Here is a 19,703-nt window from a genome sequence, read left to right as displayed (position 1 = left end):
AAGGTTTGAGGACAAAGGCATGCAGCAACTGAATCCATCCGAGATCAGTGACATCATCAAGAAGAGAATCGAGAACCTCGATATCTCTTCCGAAGCTAAGAACGAAGGTACGATCCTGTCTGTTTCTGACGGTATCGTACTGATCCACGGTCTGGCCGACGTTATGTACGGCGAGATGATTGAATTTGCCAACGGCACTTACGGCATGGCGCTGAACCTGGAGCGTGATTCTGTTGGTGCGGTTGTTCTGGGTGACTACGAAGGTCTGGCTGAAGGCCAGAAGGTACGTTGTACCGGTCGTATCCTGGAAGTACCGGTTGGTAACGAACTGCTGGGCCGTGTTGTAGACGGTCTGGGTAACCCGATCGACGGCAAGGGCGAGCTGGGCAACAGCCTGACTTCCCCGGTCGAGAAGGTTGCTCCGGGCGTTATCGCTCGTCAGTCCGTTGATGAGCCGGTTCAGACTGGTCTGAAAGCCATCGACACCATGGTTCCCATCGGTCGTGGCCAGCGTGAGCTGATCATCGGTGACCGCCAGATCGGTAAGACTGCGGTTGCGATCGACGCGATCATCAACCAGAAGCACACCGGCATCAAGTGTATCTACGTTGCCGTTGGCCAGAAGCAGTCTTCCATTGCCGCCGTAGTGCGCAAGCTGGAAGAGCACGGCGCCATGGACCACACCATCGTGGTTGCTGCCGGTGCCGCGGATCCTGCAGCCATGCAGTTCCTGGCTCCGTACTCCGGTACCTCCATGGGTGAGTTCTTCCGCGACCGCGGTGAAGACGCACTGATCGTATACGATGACCTGTCCAAGCAGGCCGTTGCCTACCGTCAGATCTCCCTGCTGCTGCGTCGTCCGCCAGGACGTGAAGCATACCCGGGTGACGTTTTCTATCTGCACTCCCGTCTGCTGGAGCGCGCTTCCCGCGTAAACGCTGACTACGTTGAGCAGTTCACCAACGGTGAAGTGAAAGGCAAGACCGGTTCCCTGACCGCACTGCCGATCATCGAAACCCAGGCTGGTGACGTTTCTGCATTCGTACCGACCAACGTAATCTCTATTACCGATGGTCAGATCTTCCTGGAAACCAACCTGTTCAACTCCGGTATCCGTCCGGCCATGAACGCCGGTATCTCCGTATCCCGGGTAGGTGGTGCAGCCCAGACCAAGATCATGAAGAAGCTCGGCGGTAACATCCGTCTGGCCCTGGCCCAGTACCGGGAACTGGCGGCATTCGCCCAGTTCGCTTCCGACCTTGACGAAGCAACCCGTAAGCAGCTGGAGCATGGTCAGCGCGTAACCGAGCTGATGAAGCAGAACCAGTACAGCCCGATGACCGTTGCGGAAATGGGCACTTCACTGTTCGCAGCCAACGAAGGCTTCCTGGACGATGTTGAAGTAAACAAGGTTGTGAAGTTCGAAGCACAGCTGCTGGACTGGATGCGTTCCGAGCAGAAAGAGCTTCTGGACAAGATCGGCCCTGAAGGTAACTTCAATGACGACATCGCTGCCGGCCTGAAAGCTGCTCTGGAGAAATTCAAGACCACTCAGAGCTGGTAAATCCACCGGGCCCGCCATTGTGCGGGCTTGCTGGTCCCTTTGAGTGTCTAACTTGAAAAGGCAGTGACTTATGGCCGTCGGAAAAGAAATACGTAACCAGATCGGAAGCATCAAGAGCACGCAGAAGATCACTTCCGCCATGGAAATGGTGGCGGCGAGTAAGATGCGCAAGGCTCAGGATCGGATGCAGGCAACTCGCCCGTATGCCGAAAAGATGCGTCAGGTAATCGGACATATTGCTAAGTCCAACAAGGATTACCGTCATCCGTTCATGCAGGAGCGTGAGGTCAAGCGGGTAGGCTACATTGTAGTTTCCTCTGACCGCGGCCTGTGTGGTGGCCTGAACACCAATGCGTTCAAGCTGCTCGTGCGCGAAATGCGTGAATGGAAAGAGAAAGGTATTGAGACTGATATCTGTGCCATTGGCCAGAAAGGCGCATCCTTTTTCCGCAGCTATGGCGGAAACGTGGTTGCAGCCCTGACCCACATGGGCGACAGCCCGAGTGCGGAAAAGCTGATTGGCAGTGTCAAGGTGATGCTGGATTCGTTCGAGGCAGGCAAGATCGACCGCCTGTTCCTGATCAGTAACGAGTTCGTCAACACCATGACCCAGAGCCCGAAGTCAGAGCAGTTGTTGCCTCTGCCGGAAGGTTCCGATGAAGACATCGGTCGCCAGTGGGATTATATCTACGAGCCGGACTCACGTCCGATTCTTGACGGGTTGATGCCACGTTATATCGAATCCCAGGTGTATCAGGGTGTGGTAGAGAATCTGGCCTGTGAACAGGCCGCCCGGATGATCGCTATGAAGAGCGCCACCGACAACGCTGGCAGCATCATTGACGAGCTTCAGCTGGCCTATAACAAGGCCCGTCAGGCAGCGATCACACAAGAGATTTCGGAGATTGTGAGCGGCGCCGCATCTGTTTGATAGCGCTCACAAACCTACTGGTTTTATTGACTACTAGATAACGAGGAACCGAGCATGAGTAGCGGACACATCGTTCAGATCATTGGCGCGGTTATCGACGTGGAATTTCCACGTGACTCCGTGCCAAGCGTTTACGACGCACTGCTGCTTGAAGGTGGCGAAACAACTCTGGAAGTCCAGCAGCAGCTGGGTGACGGCATTGTTCGTACCATCGCTATGGGCAGCACCGAGGGCCTGAAGCGTGGCCTGAAAGCAGAAAACACCGGCAAGCCGATCTCTGTACCGGTTGGTACCAAGACTCTGGGCCGGATCATGGACGTTCTGGGTCGTCCCATCGACGAGCAGGGCGAAATCGGTGAAGAAGAGCGTTGGGGTATTCACCGCAAAGCTCCGGGCTATGCCGACCAGTCAGCGTCTGCCGACCTGCTGGAAACCGGTATCAAGGTTATCGACCTGATCTGCCCGTTCGCCAAGGGTGGTAAGGTTGGCCTGTTCGGTGGTGCCGGTGTAGGCAAAACCGTAAACATGATGGAACTGATCAACAACATCGCGAAAGAGCACTCCGGTCTCTCTGTATTCGCCGGTGTTGGTGAGCGTACCCGTGAGGGTAACGACTTCTACTACGAAATGAAGGAGTCTAACGTTCTCGATAAGGTTGCCATGGTTTACGGCCAGATGAACGAGCCCCCTGGAAACCGTCTGCGTGTGGCCCTGACTGGTCTCACCATGGCCGAGAAGTTCCGGGACGAAGGCCGTGACGTACTGTTGTTCGTTGACAACATCTACCGTTACACCCTGGCCGGTACCGAAGTATCCGCACTGCTGGGCCGTATGCCTTCAGCGGTAGGTTACCAGCCGACCCTGGCCCAGGAAATGGGTGAGCTGCAGGAGCGTATTACCTCCACCAAGACTGGCTCTATCACCTCTATCCAGGCGGTATACGTACCGGCGGATGACTTGACTGACCCGTCTCCGGCCACCACCTTCTCGCACCTTGACGCGACCGTGGTACTGAGCCGTGACATCGCTTCCAAGGGTATTTACCCGGCGATCGATCCACTCGACTCCACCTCCCGTCAGCTGGACCCGCTGGTGATCGGTGAGCAGCACTACAACGTTGCCCGTGGCGTTCAGAACGTTCTGCAGCGTTACAAGGAGCTGAAAGACATCATCGCGATCCTGGGTATGGACGAGCTGTCAGAAGACGACAAGCTGACCGTTTCCCGTGCGCGTAAGATCGAACGCTTCCTGTCTCAGCCGTTCCACGTAGCAGAAGTATTTACCGGTTCCCCTGGTAAGTACGTGTCTCTGAAGGAAACCATCGCCAGCTTCGAAGGTATTCTGAACGGTGACTACGACGACATGCCGGAGCAGGCCTTCTACATGTGCGGTGGTATCGAAGAGGCAATCGAGAAGGCTAAGGCAATGAAAGAGAAAGAAGGCAAGTAAACCTCCTTCTTCCCTTTCTGACCCAAGAGGCGTAAGAAATGGCTATGACCGTACATTGTGACGTCGTAAGTGCCGAGGAAAAAATTTACTCCGGTCTGGTGGAGATGCTGATCGCCACCGGTACCGAGGGTGAGCTTGGTATCCAGTTTGGCCATGCTCCGCTGCTGTCTGCGCTCAAGCCGGGCGCAGTGCGGATCATCAAGCAGGGTGGAACCGAGGAGATTCTGTACGTTTCAGGTGGCTACCTGGAAGTGCAGCCTAACCTGGTTACCCTGATGGCTGATTCTGCGGTTCGTGCAAAAGATGTAGACGAAGCCGCAGCACTGGAAGCCCAGAAGGAAGCCGAGAAGGCACTGGCGAATAAGACAGGCGAGTTTGAGTACTCCCGGGCCGCCGCTGAGCTGGCAGAAGCCGCCGCTCAGCTGCGTACCATCCAGAAACTGCGCAAGAACCTGCGTTAAGCAGGGTTGCGTCAGTGCCCGGACTGGCCTGACAGTGAACCGCATCCTCAGGTGGAGGGCTCTGTGTTTCCTACCGGAAACAGAGGGGTTTCCGCCAGGACGCGGTTTTTTATTTTCTACCGGATAAAGAGTTTGGAGCTGTACGCCCCATGAACCCGCTACACGTTGTGATCCTGGCCGCCGGTCAGGGTTCAAGGATGAAATCCGCCCTGCCGAAGGTCTTGCACCCGGTAGCCGGCAAGCCCATGTTGCACCATGTGGTCGACACCGCAAAGCAACTGGGCGCGGAGAAAATTCACACAGTGATCGGCCATGGCGCGGACCAGGTACGGGCGTCGCTGCATGACGACTCGGTGAACTGGGTGCTCCAGACCGAACAACTGGGTACCGGCCATGCCGTGGCCCAGGCCCTGCCGGACCTGCCGGATAACGCCCGGGTACTGATACTCTATGGCGATGTTCCGCTGACCCGTAAAGATACCCTGGAAGCCATGGTCAGTGACCTGGACGACAGCAATCTGGCCCTGCTGACCGTGGATATGGACAACCCCCACGGTTATGGCCGGATTGTCCGTAACGACCAGGGGCAGGTTCAGGCGATTGTTGAGCAGAAAGATGCCACCGCCGAGCAGCAGGATATCAACGAAGTAAACACCGGGATCCTGGCGGTATCGGCCAGTCACCTGAAAAGCTGGTTGCCGACGTTATCCAACAGTAATGCCCAGGGTGAATACTACCTGACCGACATCATTGCCATGGCTGTGGATAACGGCCTGTCGGTCACGGTTTCGCAGCCCCTGAACCCGTTTGAAGTGCAGGGTGTGAATAACCGCCTGCAGCTGGCCGAGCTGGAACGCTGGTATCAGCGCCAGCAGGCCGAGCGCCTGATGACCGAAGGTGCCACCCTGGCCGACCCGGCCCGCATTGATGTTCGCGGCGAGCTGACCATTGGTAACGACCTGTGGATTGACGTCAACGCCGTGTTCGAAGGCAAGGTAAGCCTCGGCAGCAACGTGGTAATCGGCCCCAACTGCGTGATCAAGGACGCGACCATTGCCGACGGTGCCGAGATCAAGGCCAACAGCGTCATCGAAGGTGCGGTGGTGGGCGCCAACGCCCAGATTGGCCCGTTTGCCCGCCTGCGCCCGGGCACCGAACTGGCCGCCAACACCAAGGTTGGCAACTTTGTGGAAACCAAGAAAGCCGTGGTAGGTGAGGGCAGCAAGATCAACCACCTGAGCTACGTGGGCGACGCCTCACTGGGCCGTAATGTGAATGTTGGTGCAGGCACCATCACCTGTAACTATGATGGCGTGAACAAGCACAAGACTGTGTTGGGCGATGGTGTATTTGTGGGTTCCAACACCTCGCTGGTGGCCCCGGTGTCTGTTGCGGACCAGGCGACCATCGGTGCCGGTTCCACCATCACCCGGGACATCAGTGAAGGCGAACTGGCCGTGGCCCGCGGCAAGCAGCGAAACATCTCCGGCTGGGAACGGCCGAAAAAAGCGTAAAGACCGATTAACGAACAGGTGACAACAGCATGTGTGGGATTGTAGGAGCGGTATCTGAACGGGACGTCCAGGGTATTTTGCTGGAGGGCCTGCGCCGCCTTGAATACCGGGGTTACGACTCCGCCGGTATGGCCGTTATCAGCAGCGCCGACCAGATACAGCGGGCCCGGGAAGTGGGCAAGGTAGCTGCCCTGGCAGACGCCATCGCCGCGAACCCGGTTGCCGGCCACGTGGGTATTGCCCACACCCGCTGGGCGACCCATGGCGAGCCGTCCGAGCTCAACGCCCATCCGCATATGTCTGGCGACCGCCTGGCCATCGTTCATAATGGCATCATCGAAAACTACCAGGAACTGCGGGACGAACTGAAAGCCGAGGGCTTCGAGTTCACGTCCCAGACCGACACCGAGGTAGTGGCGCACCTGATCGCTAAAAACTACCGGGCCGGTGGCGGCCTGTACCAGGCCGTGAAAACTGCCCTGGATCGCCTGCGCGGCGCCTATGCCCTGGCCGTTGTCCACGCTGATGAGCCGGATCACATGGTAGTGTGCCGTCAGGGCAGCCCGCTGGTAATTGGTGTGGGAATCGGTGAAAACTTCATCGCTTCCGATCAGCTGGCCCTGCTGCCGGTGACCGACCGTTTCATGTTCCTGGAAGAAGGCGATATTGCCGACATCCGCAAAGGCAGCATCGAGATCCATGATCGCGAAGGCATGGCCGTAGAGCGCGCCATTACCCGTTTCGAGCACGGTGCCGATTCCGCCGACAAGGGCGAATACCGCCACTACATGCTCAAGGAAATCTACGAGCAGCCGAAAGTGATCAAGGCCACTATGGAAGGCCGGATTACCGACACCCGGGTACTGGAGCAGGCCCTGGGTACCGACGCTGCCAACCTGCTGGAAAACGTGCGCCATGTGCAGATCATCGCCTGTGGTACTTCCTACCACGCCGGCATGGTGGCCCGTTACTGGATTGAAGACCTGGCCGGCATCCCTTGCTCCGTGGAAGTCGCGTCCGAGTTCCGCTACCGCAAGCACGTGATCCAGCCGGATACCCTGTTCCTGTGCATCTCCCAGTCCGGCGAAACCGCGGATACCCTGGCCGCACTTCGCCAGGCCAAGAAAGCCGGTTTCCGGGCGGCCCTGGCCATCTGCAACGTACCGGGCAGCTCCCTGGTGCGGGAATCCGACCTGGTGATCATGACCCAGGCCGGCCCCGAGATTGGCGTAGCCTCTACCAAGGCGTTCACCACCCAGCTTACCGCACTGCTGATCTTCACCCTGGCCCTGGCCCGTCACAACGGCCTGAGCGAAGAGAAGGAAGCGGAGATCGTGGGCGCTATCCACCAGCTGCCGAAGCAGGTCAGCGATGTGCTGGCACTGGATGCAGACATCGAAGAAATGTCCAAGGCCTTTATGGACAAGCACCACAGCCTGTTCCTGGGCCGTGGCTCCCAGTTCCCGGTGGCCATGGAAGGGGCGCTCAAGCTTAAAGAGATCTCCTACATCCATGCCGAAGCCTATCCGGCCGGTGAGCTCAAACATGGTCCGCTGGCGCTGGTCGACAGCGAGATGCCGGTGGTCACCGTGGCGCCGAACAACGACTTGCTTGAGAAACTGAAATCGAACCTCGAAGAAGTCCGGGCCCGTGGCGGAGAGCTGTTTGTATTTGCCGACAGGGATGCCGATGTGAAGCCTGAAGAGGGGCTGCATGTGATGCAGATTCCGTCTGTGCACGAGATCACGGCGCCCATTGTCTACACCGTGCCTTTGCAGCTGCTGTCGTACCACGTTGCAGTACTTAAGGGCACTGATGTGGACCAGCCCCGAAACCTGGCCAAGAGTGTGACGGTGGAATAAACGGCGAGATTCAGGCTGGCCGCCGTCCGCGGTAAACCGGGGCCAGCCTGATTTTCCGGAAACATGATCCAGAGCAAGTCTTTCCGGGCGATGTAGGTCCAAGTACGGAGACCCGGGCGGCCCCACAGGGGTACCCTATACACAAATATCAAGGCAGGTAATGGTTGCCTGTTGCATACTTTTTTAGCCGCCAATTCAAGAAGAACTGATGCAATGCCCGACACTCTCGTTTCCGGATTTACCCGCAATTTCCTGGGCAAGGCGCCCAACTGGTACAAGCAGGTTATTCTGCTGTTTCTGATTGCCAACCCGATTGTGATGTTTGTGTTCGGGCCGGTGACGGCAGGCTGGCTGCTGATTGCCGAGTTCATCTTTACCCTGGCCATGGCCTTGAAGTGTTACCCATTATTGCCAGGCGGCTTACTGGCGGTGGAGGCCTTACTGATTGGGCTAACCAACGCCGACGCCGTGTACCACGAGGTGCTGATCAACTTCCCGGTTATCCTGCTGTTGATGTTCATGGTGGCAGGCATCTATTTCATGAAAGAGCTGCTGCTGGTGACCTTCACCCAGATCCTGGTGGGGGTACGCTCCAAGTCTGCGCTCTCGCTGCTGTTCTGTGGTGCCGCAGCCGTGTTGTCAGCGTTTCTGGATGCCCTTACGGTAACCGCGGTCATCATCAGTGTGGCGGTGGGTTTTTACTCGGTGTATCACAAGGTGGCGTCTGGTAAGGGCTATCAGCAGAAAGACCACAATGCCAACAGCGATGCCGAAGTGGTGGAACTGCACCGGGAAGACCTGGAAAACTTCCGGGCGTTCTTGCGCAGCCTGTTGATGCACGGTGCCATTGGTACCGCCCTGGGTGGTGTGGCCACCATGGTTGGCGAACCCCAGAACCTGCTGATCGCCAAGGTGGTTGGCTGGGATTTCGTGGGCTTCTTCCTGCACATGGCACCGGTGAGTATTCCGGTACTGATTGCCGGCCTGTTTACCTGCTGGGCGCTGGAGAAGCTGCGCTGGTTCGGCTACGGCGGTCGCCTGCCCAAGCCGGTACGCCAGGTGTTGCAGGAATACGCCGATAACGAAAGAGCCAGCCGCACCAAGTCCGACAAGGCTGCCCTGTGGGTGCAAGCTGTTGCTGCCGTGATCCTGGTGCTGGGCCTGGCGTTCCACGTAGCGGAAGTGGGGCTGATCGGCCTGCTGGTGATCATCCTGGTTACTTCCTTCACCGGTGTGATCGACGAGCACCAGATTGGCAAAGCCTTCCAGGAATCCCTGCCGTTCACCTCACTGCTGGTGGTGTTCTTTGCCATCGTGGCGGTGATCCACGAGCAGCACCTGTTCAAGCCTATCATCGAATACGTACTGAGCCTGCCGGAAGGCCAGCAACCGGGCATGTTCTTCATTGCCAATGGCCTGCTGTCCATGATCAGCGACAACGTGTTCGTGGCCACCGTATACATCAGCGAAGTAAAACAGGCCCTGGATGCCGGCGCCATCAGCTTTGACCATTTCCAGACCCTGGCCGTGGCCATCAACACCGGCACCAACCTGCCCAGCGTGGCCACCCCCAACGGCCAGGCCGCGTTCCTGTTCCTGCTCACCTCCGCCATCGCCCCGCTGGTACGGTTGTCCTACGGCAAGATGGTGATTATGGCCCTGCCGTACACCGTGGTGATGGGTGGCGTAGGCCTGTACATGGTGACCCACGCCTTCTGATTCTCGACGCCGATAACAGCCTCATCTGACGCCCGTGCCGCTTTCACAAAGCTCCACGGGCGTTCTTGTTTCTGCTGCTTAGTCTGTATATAGTGACGAAGTCCTTGGTTTACTACCATATATTGTGATCAAAGCGTGATCACTCAGGTAGTCGGGAATCCGGTGAGAATCCGGAACTGACGCGCAGCGGTATTGGGGAACGAGCGTGGCATAAAGACACTGGCAAGGAGCCCCTGGTTACCTCCTGAATCGCCTCTGCGTGCTCTGAAAGCTGCAGATGCAAGGCGCGGCTCGCCGCCAATGGCCTTAGCCCTTGGCAAGAGTCGCAACACAGCAGGTGCAGCTTTCAGAGCACGCCCTTCGGGGCTTTCAGAGCGCTTCACAATCGGCGTTGCAACTTTTTGAAAGGCCCCGGCCTTACTGCAAAGTTGCGCCTTGACTGTGAAGCGCTCTGAAAGCCAGAGGCGACTCAGGAGGTAACCAGGGGCTCCAACCGGGAAGTCGCCACGCAAGGCCGAACCACACGGTTCACGCCCCTGAGTCCGAAGACCTGCCAGGGATAGACACTGCACCTTCGCGTTTATCAAGGTGAGCAGGCGGGTTTCGTTTTCTGGCCACGGAATCCACGGAAGAACACGGAAAGAAAAGACTTACTGATTTTTTGCCACGAAATCCACGAAAAAACACGAACAAAGATTTACTACGAAAAGAAAAAAGCTTTTTATCTTTTCCTTTCGTGTTTTTTCGTGGATTTCGTGGCAAAACAGTCCCTTTCTTTTCATTTTTCCGTGTCCTTCCGTGGATTCCGTGGCAAAAACCTCCCCCTTCTCCTGAACGCAAAGGCTGCGCCACCACGCGTACACAAGGAGAAGTTCCATGTCTGCCATCCTGTCCCCCGAGCCCCCGGCGGTTGCCGCTACAGAATCCCTTCAGGTCATCAAACGCAACGGCACCCTCGTTGGCTTTAACCCTTCCAAGATCACCGTCGCCGTTACCAAGGCCTTCCTTGCGGTAGAAGGCGACCAGGCCGCGGGTTCTGCCCGTATCAACGACGCCGTGCACCGGGTCACCGAACAAGTGGTGCAGGCCATCAGCCGGCGCCTGAAGGCCGGGGGCAAGGTGCATATTGAAGACATCCAGGACCAGGTAGAACTGGCCCTGATGCGGGCGGAGGAACAGAAAGTGGCCCGGGCCTACGTGCTGTACCGGGAAGAACACGCCCGCAAGCGCGCCATTGAAGAACCCATGGAAGCGCACCCGCACCTGACCGTGAAAAAAGCCGACGGCAGCGTGGCGCCGCTGGATCTGGGTTTGATGAAACTGCAGGTAGAGCAGGCCGCGACCGGGCTGGACGGCATTGAGGGCGAATCCCTGGTGGAGGAAGCCCTGCGCAACCTGTACGACGGCATTGCCGAAACCGAAGTGTTGTCTGCCCTGATCATGACCGCCCGGGGCCGCATAGAACGGGAGCCGGACTACAGCGCCGTGACTGCCCGCCTGTTGCTGGAGCAACTTCGGCTGGAAGCGGCCGAGGCGCTGGACTTGCCCCGCAACCAATCCCTGACAGAGAGTTATCCACAGGCCCTGAGCGCCTTCATCCATACCGGTATCCGCTACGAATTGCTGGACGAAGCCCTGGCCGCCTTTGACCTGGAACGCCTGGGCGCAGCCCTGAAACCCGAGCGCGACCACCAGTTCGGATTCCTCGGCCTGCAAACCCTGTACGACCGTTACTTCCTGCACTGGAACGGCGCCCGCCTGGAACTGCCCCAGGTGTTCTTCATGCGCGTGGCCATGGGCCTGGCCCTGCGGGAAGACGACCCCAACGCCCGCGCCATCGAGTTCTACAACCTGCTGTCCAGCTTCGATTACATGGCCAGCACCCCGACGCTGTTCAACAGCGGCACCCGCCATTCCCAGCTGTCCTCCTGCTACCTGACCACCGTGCAGGACGACCTGGGCGGCATTTACGGGGCCATCAAAGACAACGCGCTGCTCTCCAAATGGGCCGGCGGCCTGGGCAACGACTGGACCCCGGTGCGGGCGCTCGGCTCCCACATCAAAGGCACCAACGGCCAGAGCCAGGGCGTGGTGCCGTTCCTGAAAGTCGTCAACGACACCGCCGTGGCGGTGAATCAGGGCGGTAAGCGCAAAGGCGCCGTGTGTGCCTACCTGGAAAGCTGGCACCTGGACATCGAAGAGTTCCTGGAACTGCGCAAGAACACCGGCGACGAACGCCGCCGCACCCACGACATGAACACCGCCAACTGGGTGCCGGATTTGTTGATCGAACGCATGCGTGAAGACCGGGACTGGACCCTGTTCTCCCCCAGCGATACGCCGGATCTGCACGACCTGTACGGCAATGCCTTCCGCGAACGCTACGAACACTACGAAGCGCTGGCGGAGCAGGGCGAGATCACCCTGTTCAAGAAAATTCCGGCCAAGCAGCTGTGGCGCAAAATGCTCACTGTGCTGTTCGAAACCGGCCACCCCTGGATCACCTTCAAAGACCCCTGCAACCTGCGCTCGCCGCAGCAGCATCAGGGCGTGGTGCACAGCTCCAACCTGTGTACCGAAATCACCCTGAACACCAGCGCCGACGAAATCGCCGTGTGCAACCTGGGCTCTGTAAACCTGGCGGCCCACATCAAGGACGGCGAGCTGGATGTACAACGCCTGGAACGCACCGTAAACACCGCCGTACGCATGCTCGACAACGTTATCGACATCAACTTCTACGCGGTGCCCCAGGCCAGGAATTCCAACCTCAAACACCGCCCGGTGGGCCTGGGCCTGATGGGTTTCCAGGATGCCCTGTATCAACTGGGCCTGCCTTACACCAGCCCGGAAGCGGTGGAGTTTGCCGACGTGGCCATGGAGCAGCTCAGCTACTTCGCCATTCGCGCCTCCGCCACCCTGGCCGGCGAACGCGGTGCCTACGAAACCTACGAAGGCTCCCTGTGGCAGCAGGGCATCCTGCCCATCGACTCCATCGCTCTTTTAAAAGAGGCGAGGAAAGACGGTGACCTGTCCCTGAACACCGACAGCCGCCTGGACTGGACCCCGATACGGGAGCTGATCGCCAAACACGGCATGCGCAACAGCAATGTCATGGCCATCGCGCCCACCGCCACCATTTCCAACATCGTGGGCGTGTCCCAGTCCATCGAACCGGCGTACCAGAACCTGTTTGTGAAATCGAACCTGTCCGGCGAGTTCACCGTGGTGAACCCCTCACTGGTGCGGGATCTCAAGGCCGAAGGCTTGTGGGACAACGTGATGGTGAACGACCTGAAATACTTCGACGGCAGCGTGCAGCAGATCGACCGCATACCCGCCGAACTCAAAGCCCGCTACGCCACCGCCTTCGAAATCGACGCCCGCTGGCTGGTAGAAGCCGCCGCCCGCCGCCAGAAATGGCTGGACCAGGCCCAGAGCCTGAACCTGTACATGGCCGAACCCAGCGGCAAAAAGCTCGATGCCCTGTACCAGCTGGCCTGGGAACGCGGCCTGAAAACCACCTACTACCTGCGCTCCCTGGGCGCCACCGGCGCCGAAAAAACCGCCCCGGTGTCTGCGCCACAGCCGCAGGTTTGCAGCATTGATAATCCTGACTGCGAGGCGTGTCAGTAACTGACTTTTTGGCCACGGACACTCACGGACGCTCACGGACGAAAAAACATCTTTGTCTTTGTCCGTGTGGGTCCGTGAGTGTCCGTGGCAAATCAATCTAAAAGGAGCGAACCATGCTGAACTGGGACGACGAATCAAAACCCGCACAGCAAGCCGCAAACCCCGAAGGCCCGGCGCCGGTGAACGTAGACGACAAACGCGTCATCAACGGCGAAACCGACATCAACCAGTTGGCACCCTTCAAGTATCCCTGGGCCTGGGAATACTTCATGAATGCCAACAAAAACCACTGGACCCCGCTGGACGTCAACATGGCCCAGGACGTTCACGACTACCACCACCGCCTGACCCCGGCAGAAAAGCACGTGTACGAAAACGTACTGGCCTACCTCACCACCTCCGACATCCTCGCCATGCGCAACATCGGCCTGGCGGTGATGGAGAAAATGAGCGCACCGGAACTGCAGATCTACCAGGCCCGCCAGGTATACGAAGAAGCCCTGCACACCTGGACCTACCAGCACTGCATCGAAACCCTCAACCTGGACCAGAGCGAGATCTACAACCGCTACCGCGTGGTGCCCCAGATCAACGGCAAAATCCAGCTGGCCAACCGCCGGCTGGACGCTGCCATGCGCTCCGACATGAACCTGCGCAACCCGGACGACCTGCAGGAATTCATCATGTCTTACCTGTTCTTCGCAGCGGTGTTTGAAGGCTGCTGGTTCTATAACGGCTTCAGCCCCATCTTCGCCCTTCAGCGCCGGGGCCTGATGCGCGGTACCGGTGAACAGCTGCAGTACATCCTGCGGGACGAAGCCATGCACTTCTCCTTCGGCCTGAAAGTGGTGAACCAGATCCTGGAGGAGGAAAACATCAGTTTCGACCCCAAAGCCGTGCGCGATATGTGGGACGAATCCGAAGCGGCTGAGATGGCTTACGCCAACTACATTCTGCGCGACCCGATTATGGGTTACTCGGCGGAATACCACACCGAGCAGTTCCGGTTTGTGGCCAACCGGAGGGCGCGCACCGTAGGGCTGGAAGAGCCGTTCCCGGGGGCGAAAAACGTCTCGCCCTGGCTGGACGAGCAAGCCACCATGCGCAAGGAGAAGAACTTCTTTGAGACCCGGGTGATTGAATACCAGACCGGCGCTCAGCTGGAGTGGTAAGCAGGTAGGGGGGGGGCAGAGCTGTCCGATATGTCGGGCAGCTCCGGTAGGGTTATTTCCGCGCCATGGCTTCCAGCATCCGGTTCACTGCGTCCAGGTGCTCTGGCTCGTTGTGGCTCATGCCCTGGAAACAGGCGCAGATCTCCAGGAAATCCTTCAGCTCGGTGCGCTGGGCCATCATCATCAGCCGCTTGGTCAGCCGCGTTGCCTTGGGCGGCTGGCTGGCCCGTTCACCGCGGCAATCACCGGCACCTCCACCGCCTGCATCGCCAGGGGAATACGCTGGATACCCTTGCGATAGCGCTCTGCACACTCAGCGGGATTGCCAGCGAAATCGCCGCTGCGGTTAGCCATATCGCGGATGTTGCCACCGGCACTGAACGCCGACCCCGCCCCGGTGATCACCAGCACGGATACGTCCTGGCAGTGGTTGACCCACTCTGCTGTGGTGACGATGTCATCAATCAGGTGGGAGCCTGTGAGGGCATTGCGCAGGTCGTGCCGGTTCAGGGTCAGCACGGCCACCCCGTTTTCCAGAGTGAGCAGGGCATCCGTAAGTTGGGGCAAGCTGGCCATCGTGGAGTCCTTGTTCTGTAAATTTACAGCGATTGTCTCGCTATGATTGGCCCATGCCAAGAACCTTCGACCGCCTTGGCCAAGGCCCGTGCTGCATGGACTAACAAACAGTGGAGTTATACGAACCCGTTCGCAAAACTCCGGGGAAATGCATGGGAAATGTTAGTAACCTTCTGATATGTTTAGGATGTGGGGTTTTCAGGGGCGGAGTTATACGCCCCTGAGTAGGAGCAGGGGTGGCTCGAATCAGGGCGTATAACTCCGGCGGTAGCCGTGGTTCGTTTTCTTAGGTTGTTGTTTTTGTTTAGAAAAAATTAAAAATTTCGGGCGCGTTTTGGTTGGAATTATACGAATGCGGGATATACGAACTCGTTCGTAGAATTCACTGTTATGTGCCAAAAATGAGGAAAATATGAATAGTGACTTAAACGACTTAATTGACAAGTACCGGTCTGACAATGAATCCGTATTCAATACGTGGTTTATTAATAATGACGAAAGACTAAAAGCCTTTCGTTCAATACGCCGTGGTGTTCAAAGTGTAATCAATGATATTAAAAATAAGGAATTTGGGAATGACTACAAAGGTTCATCGTTAGAGTTTGTTTTAAACTGTATCACAGAACAAAAACAAGTTTTCATTGGAGCATCGCATGCTTTTTACTGGAAACCAAAGTTAAGAATTCCAGACATTTATGAAAATGAAGAAAATAAAATGTCTTTTGGTCAATTTCTTGAAAATTGCTTCGCAGCCAAAAATGAAGAGCAAATCCTAAAGGAAATAATCAACCTAGATGAGAAGAAAATAAAGGGTCTTGGTCCGGCAGTGGCAAACATTTTATATTTCCTTCATCCTGAAACAATTCCTCCATTTAATACAGCAATAGTCAATGGTTTTAATCATTTATTCAAAGAAAAAGTTAAACTTGGTTCCTGGACTGAATACCTTCGTATGCGTGAGGTCATTTTACAAAAAAACAATAAGCATAAAAAATCACTGTCAAAAGATTTAGGTGCAATTTCAGGCTTGCTGTTTGACATTGGTGTAAAAAAAATAATGGTTGGCGACGAAGGAAGTCTTTCGGAAAAAGAAAAAGCAAAGATTGAAAACCTTCTCAAAAAAAGGCACAAAGAAGTAACCAGTGAAAGAGAGCAAGAAAACTTGCATACTGAAATGCAATACCATTTATTGAAGATCGGAAAAGCTTTAGGGTATCAAGTAATTAGTGCTTCTAATGATCGTTCTAGAAATTTTCAAGGAAAAAACTTTTCATCCTTGTGCCTCCCTTGTTTCCCTGAAATTAATGTAGAAAAAGAAACAAAAAATACAATTGCATTAATCGATGTAATTTGGTTTGAAAATAATACAAAGAATATTGTTTGCGCTTTTGAAGTTGAAAAAAGTACCTCAATCTATTCGGGAATACTCAGGCTGACTGACCTATATCACTCGTTTCCAGAAAACCCTTCCTCTTTATTTTTAATAATACCTGACAATAGAGAAAAAGAGCTGTTGCTACAGTTAAGCAGGCCATCAATTAAATCCAACGGAACTAAAATTCACTATATTAAATTTTCAGTCCTGAAAGAAAATTGCGAAGCAATCTGTAAGTTTGGAACAGGAAAAGAAACTCTACTAAAAATAGCGAACCAATAAGAACAGGCACATAACAAACTAATCAACCGGACGGAAAATACGTCTGTGCTGAATTGAAAAGCAAAACCAAATTGCGGTGGTGTTCGGGCCGTTCGTCGCCGCCGGTTATCATGAACCGTTATCTGTGTCGGATCATCGGAGAATGAGAAATGAAAGGGAGTTGCCTTTGCGGCGGAGTTAGTTACGAGGTGGACCGATTGGACACCCCGATTCAGCACTGTTCTTGTAGCACGTGCCGGAAAGCTCATTCGGCGGCATTCAATACCGGAGCGGGAGTCCTTCACGAGCATTTCCGGTGGACGAAGGGCGAGGAAATGTTAAAAAGCTTCGAATCCTCTCCCGGAAAATTCCGCTTCTTTTGCTCAAACTGCGGTTCACAACTGGTCGCGTACAAAGAGGGAAGTCCTCGTGTAATTTTGCGGGTGGCCAGCCTTGATGAAGACCCGCTCAGCAGACCTGAGCGTCAGATTTGGAGATCGCACGAAGTCCCCTGGCTAGAATATGGCTCCCACATTGTGGCGTATTCGGAGTGGGAGCCAGGACATTGAATGCAGATAACAATCGGCACCAGCCGGAAAACCTACACTACGCGCCTTTTTGTGTATTCGCTGGCGCTCATTTTTACACAAAAATTCGCTCCGTTACGGTTTCCGCTGTGCCGGGCGTTAAATTTTTTGCCGCACCCTCGTAGACTATGTTGTAATACATTGTAGTAGCCAAAATTGAGGGTATAGTCATGAGCGTCACCACGGTTCGCCTTCAAGCAGAAGTTGAACAGCACCTGGAAGCAATTGCTGGCAGGTTGCACCGGAGCAAAGGTTGGGTAATTAACCAAGCATTATCGGAGTACATAGAAAAGCAGCAGCTGGAGCAAGAGCGCTGGAAACAGACCTTAGAAGCAATGGAGTCCGCTGCACAAGGCAAGGTTGTTGATGCCCGCGAGGTTCACAGCTGGCTTAATAGTTGGGGAACCGACAACGAGCAGGATGCACCGAGGTCAGGTAAGTGAAACTGGTTTACACGGACGAAGCCATTGAAGATTTACAGCGCCTCAGGGAGTTCATTGCAGTCCACAATCCATCGGCGGCAGCCCGGATCGCCACCGAACTGGTTGGCAAAATCGAATTGCTTCCTGATTTTCCCAAGATGGGCACACCAGTTGAAATGGCACCGGTGCCTGACTCTGTTCGAGATATGGTTTTCGGGAAATATGTCGTTCGATATTCGCTCCATCCCAGTGCCATCATCATTCTCCGGGTATGGCATGGCCTTGAAGGTGAGCGGTAGTAATTTAACCAGGCGCGTCACTCGGATGCCTTTGTCTCCGCTGCGCTGCGACAAAGCCACCGGTGCGCTTCAGCGTTAGCTGTACAAAAGGAGTATTGAGTTGCCGACCTTAAGTTTCTGGAGAGAATTTCTGAGTGCTTTTACCAGAGGTTTATCTGCTACTTCTGGAGAGGAGTTTTTGAGAGCATGGGAGTCCAGTGGAAATCGAACCGCACTCTATGAAGGGACTTTGTTGAAAAGTGTTTCAGAGACAATGGGACTGACTTTCAAGAAAGAGGAATTCAAAGTCGATTACACCTTTTGCGCAATCGATGACAACGGCTACGATGTGCCAATGGTGTTCGTTGAGTCAGAAAATATCGCCACCTCCGCCCACCATGAAATGCGAAAGCTATGCTGCCTTCATGCGCCGCTAAAAGTACTCATCGTTTGCGCCGAATGGTCTGATGAGCCTGATGCATGGAAGCATGGCGGATACAAAAACCAGGCTCTAAAACAGTGGGCGACACAGATACGCGCACACAACAAAGCATGGCCGTCACCCAGTACCACTGGTGTAATCGTCGCAGAATGGAACGCATCCCTAAAATATTACGCAACGGCCTTTGATCATTTAGGAGAGGTAGTAGATGAGCATCGGGTTATTTTTGAACATGGGGCCAGCTAACCAGTGCAGGCACGGCGACGCCTACTACATTGCACCTTCGGCTCCATTTCGTTGGCGCGCATGCTGCAAGCGTTATAAGCATTAGGGAAATTCGCATGATCAACAGGGCAGTTTTAGTTCTTTTGTTTTTATTATCGGGATCGGCCATCGCTGAGGAAAAGCCGCCTGAGCTTTGGTCCTGGTTTAAAGATCTGAGCAAATCCAAAGAGGCGTGCGAGATACAAAGCTCATATGCGCTGCAAGTCATAGGGCTCGAAAACCAGGTTGAGAATGAATACGGAATATACGGGAATGTAAGATCAAATCGTGTCGTCGTTAAATGTATAGAAATATCACCTACCCGAAGCAAGCTCATGGTTGCGGTTGCTGGGTACAATAGGGATTCAGTCGAGCTTGTGAGAAATAAAATCATTTCTTCAATTCAGTAATATAGAGCTTATAACAAGGCGCAGCAGTTCGCGGCCGATGGCCGCCGGACGCCCTTTCCGTGGCTCCGTCGTCGCCACTCCAAGGTCGCCGCTGTGCTTCAGCGTTAATTGGTAGAGATATGGAACCAGTTATCCAGGAAGAAATAACGGGTTGTGGTATTGCTGCAAGCGCTGCTCTAGCAGGCATTGGCTATGCGGAGGCCAAGAGTAAGGCAAACGCTCTGGGTATTTACGCCGCAGACACGTCGCTCTGGTCGGAGACTGTGCACGTCCGGAAGCTTTTGCGGGCATTCGGTATCTCGGTGTCGCCCAAAGAAACACCGTTCGAGTCTTGGGAGTGCCTTCCAGACAAGGCCCTTATGGCGATTAAATGGCGTACGGAACAGGGCAAACCATTCTGGCATTGGGTTGTGTTTGTCAGAGAGGGCGGCGAGGCAAAGGTGCTGGACTCCAAAAAGGCACTGAAATCGAACGTCCGCCGGGATTTCGGGCGCATGAAGCCCAAGTGGTACATTGAGGTATCCAATTAACAAGGCGCAGCAGTGCGCGGCCTATGGCCGCCGGACGCCCTTTCCGTGGCCCCTTCGTCGCCACTCCAAGGTCGCCGCTGTGCTTCGGCGTTATGTTCACAAAGAGTCAGGGAGTTATTGTCAAATCTGGTGTATGACCATCAAGCGGCGTCTCTGTCAGGTTGATCATCCACCCGTTCTCCATCCCGAAACTGAACGTTGTTCACGACCAGCTTCAGTTGGTTAAACCCCTTGATCCGCTTCCAGCGTT

The 19,703-nt window shown here is 55.5% G+C and carries 15 protein-coding genes, 1 pseudogene and 1 riboswitch; of the genes and pseudogenes, 15 read left to right on the top strand and 1 reads right to left on the bottom strand.

What is annotated here, in order from left to right; all coding sequences use genetic code 11:
* Positions 1-19 precede the first annotated feature (19 nt).
* The 9 genes from atpA to H3Z84_RS12345 all read left to right on the top strand — a co-directional run bounded on the left by atpA (position 20) and on the right by H3Z84_RS12345 (position 14,308).
* The gene (atpA, locus tag H3Z84_RS12385) at positions 20-1,564 is read left to right on the top strand and encodes a F0F1 ATP synthase subunit alpha (RefSeq protein ID WP_058342161.1); all 1,545 of its coding nucleotides are present in this window, start codon (positions 20-22) and stop codon (positions 1,562-1,564) included.
* 70 nt (positions 1,565-1,634) lie between these two features.
* Complete coding sequence (gene atpG, locus H3Z84_RS12380; RefSeq protein WP_058342160.1) at positions 1,635-2,495, top strand: F0F1 ATP synthase subunit gamma; 861 nt, start codon at positions 1,635-1,637, stop codon at positions 2,493-2,495.
* Positions 2,496-2,549: 54 nt separating this feature from the next.
* Positions 2,550-3,944, top strand: coding sequence for a F0F1 ATP synthase subunit beta (gene atpD, locus H3Z84_RS12375; RefSeq protein ID WP_199457663.1), 1,395 nt, complete (start codon positions 2,550-2,552; stop codon positions 3,942-3,944).
* Positions 3,945-3,982: 38 nt separating this feature from the next.
* A complete protein-coding gene (locus H3Z84_RS12370) occupies positions 3,983-4,405 on the top strand; it encodes a F0F1 ATP synthase subunit epsilon (protein WP_058342158.1) in 423 nt (140 codons plus the stop codon).
* A 149-nt stretch (positions 4,406-4,554) separates the two neighbouring features.
* Positions 4,555-5,919, top strand: a complete 1,365-nt coding sequence (gene glmU, locus H3Z84_RS12365; RefSeq protein ID WP_094625807.1) for a bifunctional UDP-N-acetylglucosamine diphosphorylase/glucosamine-1-phosphate N-acetyltransferase GlmU — start codon at positions 4,555-4,557, stop codon at positions 5,917-5,919.
* A 29-nt stretch (positions 5,920-5,948) separates the two neighbouring features.
* Complete coding sequence (glmS, locus tag H3Z84_RS12360; RefSeq protein WP_199457662.1) at positions 5,949-7,781, top strand: glutamine--fructose-6-phosphate transaminase (isomerizing); 1,833 nt, start codon at positions 5,949-5,951, stop codon at positions 7,779-7,781.
* A 213-nt stretch (positions 7,782-7,994) separates the two neighbouring features.
* Positions 7,995-9,500 carry a sodium/proton antiporter NhaB gene (gene nhaB / locus H3Z84_RS12355; RefSeq protein ID WP_199457661.1) on the top strand — a complete coding sequence of 502 codons (1,506 nt, stop codon included), beginning with the start codon at positions 7,995-7,997 and terminating at the stop codon, positions 9,498-9,500.
* Between the two features lie 88 nt (positions 9,501-9,588).
* A riboswitch (cobalamin riboswitch) is annotated at positions 9,589-10,073 on the top strand.
* A gap of 303 nt (positions 10,074-10,376) precedes the next feature.
* Entirely contained in the window at positions 10,377-13,136 is a 2,760-nt protein-coding gene (locus H3Z84_RS12350) for a ribonucleoside-diphosphate reductase subunit alpha (RefSeq protein ID WP_199457660.1), read from the top strand.
* Positions 13,137-13,249: 113 nt separating this feature from the next.
* Complete coding sequence (locus tag H3Z84_RS12345) at positions 13,250-14,308, top strand: ribonucleotide-diphosphate reductase subunit beta (protein WP_199457659.1); 1,059 nt, start codon at positions 13,250-13,252, stop codon at positions 14,306-14,308.
* A 52-nt stretch (positions 14,309-14,360) separates the two neighbouring features.
* Here H3Z84_RS12345 and H3Z84_RS12340 read toward each other — a convergent pair.
* A pseudogene (locus tag H3Z84_RS12340) lies at positions 14,361-14,884 on the bottom strand (enoyl-CoA hydratase-related protein).
* Positions 14,885-15,296: 412 nt separating this feature from the next.
* Between H3Z84_RS12340 and H3Z84_RS12335 the strand changes: the two are divergent.
* The 6 genes from H3Z84_RS12335 to H3Z84_RS12310 all read left to right on the top strand — a co-directional run bounded on the left by H3Z84_RS12335 (position 15,297) and on the right by H3Z84_RS12310 (position 19,453).
* Positions 15,297-16,541 (top strand): hypothetical protein, encoded by a 1,245-nt coding sequence (locus tag H3Z84_RS12335; protein WP_199457658.1) that lies wholly within the window; start codon positions 15,297-15,299, stop codon positions 16,539-16,541.
* A gap of 149 nt (positions 16,542-16,690) precedes the next feature.
* Entirely contained in the window at positions 16,691-17,089 is a 399-nt protein-coding gene (locus H3Z84_RS12330; protein ID WP_084812760.1) for a GFA family protein, read from the top strand.
* A gap of 188 nt (positions 17,090-17,277) precedes the next feature.
* Positions 17,278-17,550, top strand: coding sequence for a CopG family ribbon-helix-helix protein (locus H3Z84_RS12325; protein WP_022989998.1), 273 nt, complete (start codon positions 17,278-17,280; stop codon positions 17,548-17,550).
* Positions 17,547-17,828 (top strand): type II toxin-antitoxin system RelE/ParE family toxin, encoded by a 282-nt coding sequence (locus H3Z84_RS12320; protein ID WP_023012028.1) that lies wholly within the window; start codon positions 17,547-17,549, stop codon positions 17,826-17,828. The genes H3Z84_RS12325 and H3Z84_RS12320 overlap by 4 nt, the downstream gene beginning before the upstream one ends.
* Before the next feature lie 100 nt (positions 17,829-17,928).
* Positions 17,929-18,495, top strand: a complete 567-nt coding sequence (locus tag H3Z84_RS12315) for a hypothetical protein (protein ID WP_199457656.1) — start codon at positions 17,929-17,931, stop codon at positions 18,493-18,495.
* A 547-nt stretch (positions 18,496-19,042) separates the two neighbouring features.
* Positions 19,043-19,453, top strand: coding sequence for a hypothetical protein (locus H3Z84_RS12310; protein ID WP_199457655.1), 411 nt, complete (start codon positions 19,043-19,045; stop codon positions 19,451-19,453).
* The last annotated feature ends 250 nt before the right edge of the window (positions 19,454-19,703 follow it).

Source organism: Marinobacter sp. bablab_jr003 (genome assembly GCF_016464245.1).
Taxonomy (GTDB): Bacteria; Pseudomonadota; Gammaproteobacteria; order Pseudomonadales; family Oleiphilaceae; genus Marinobacter; species Marinobacter vinifirmus.
This window is presented reverse-complemented; position numbering and strand designations above follow the sequence as displayed.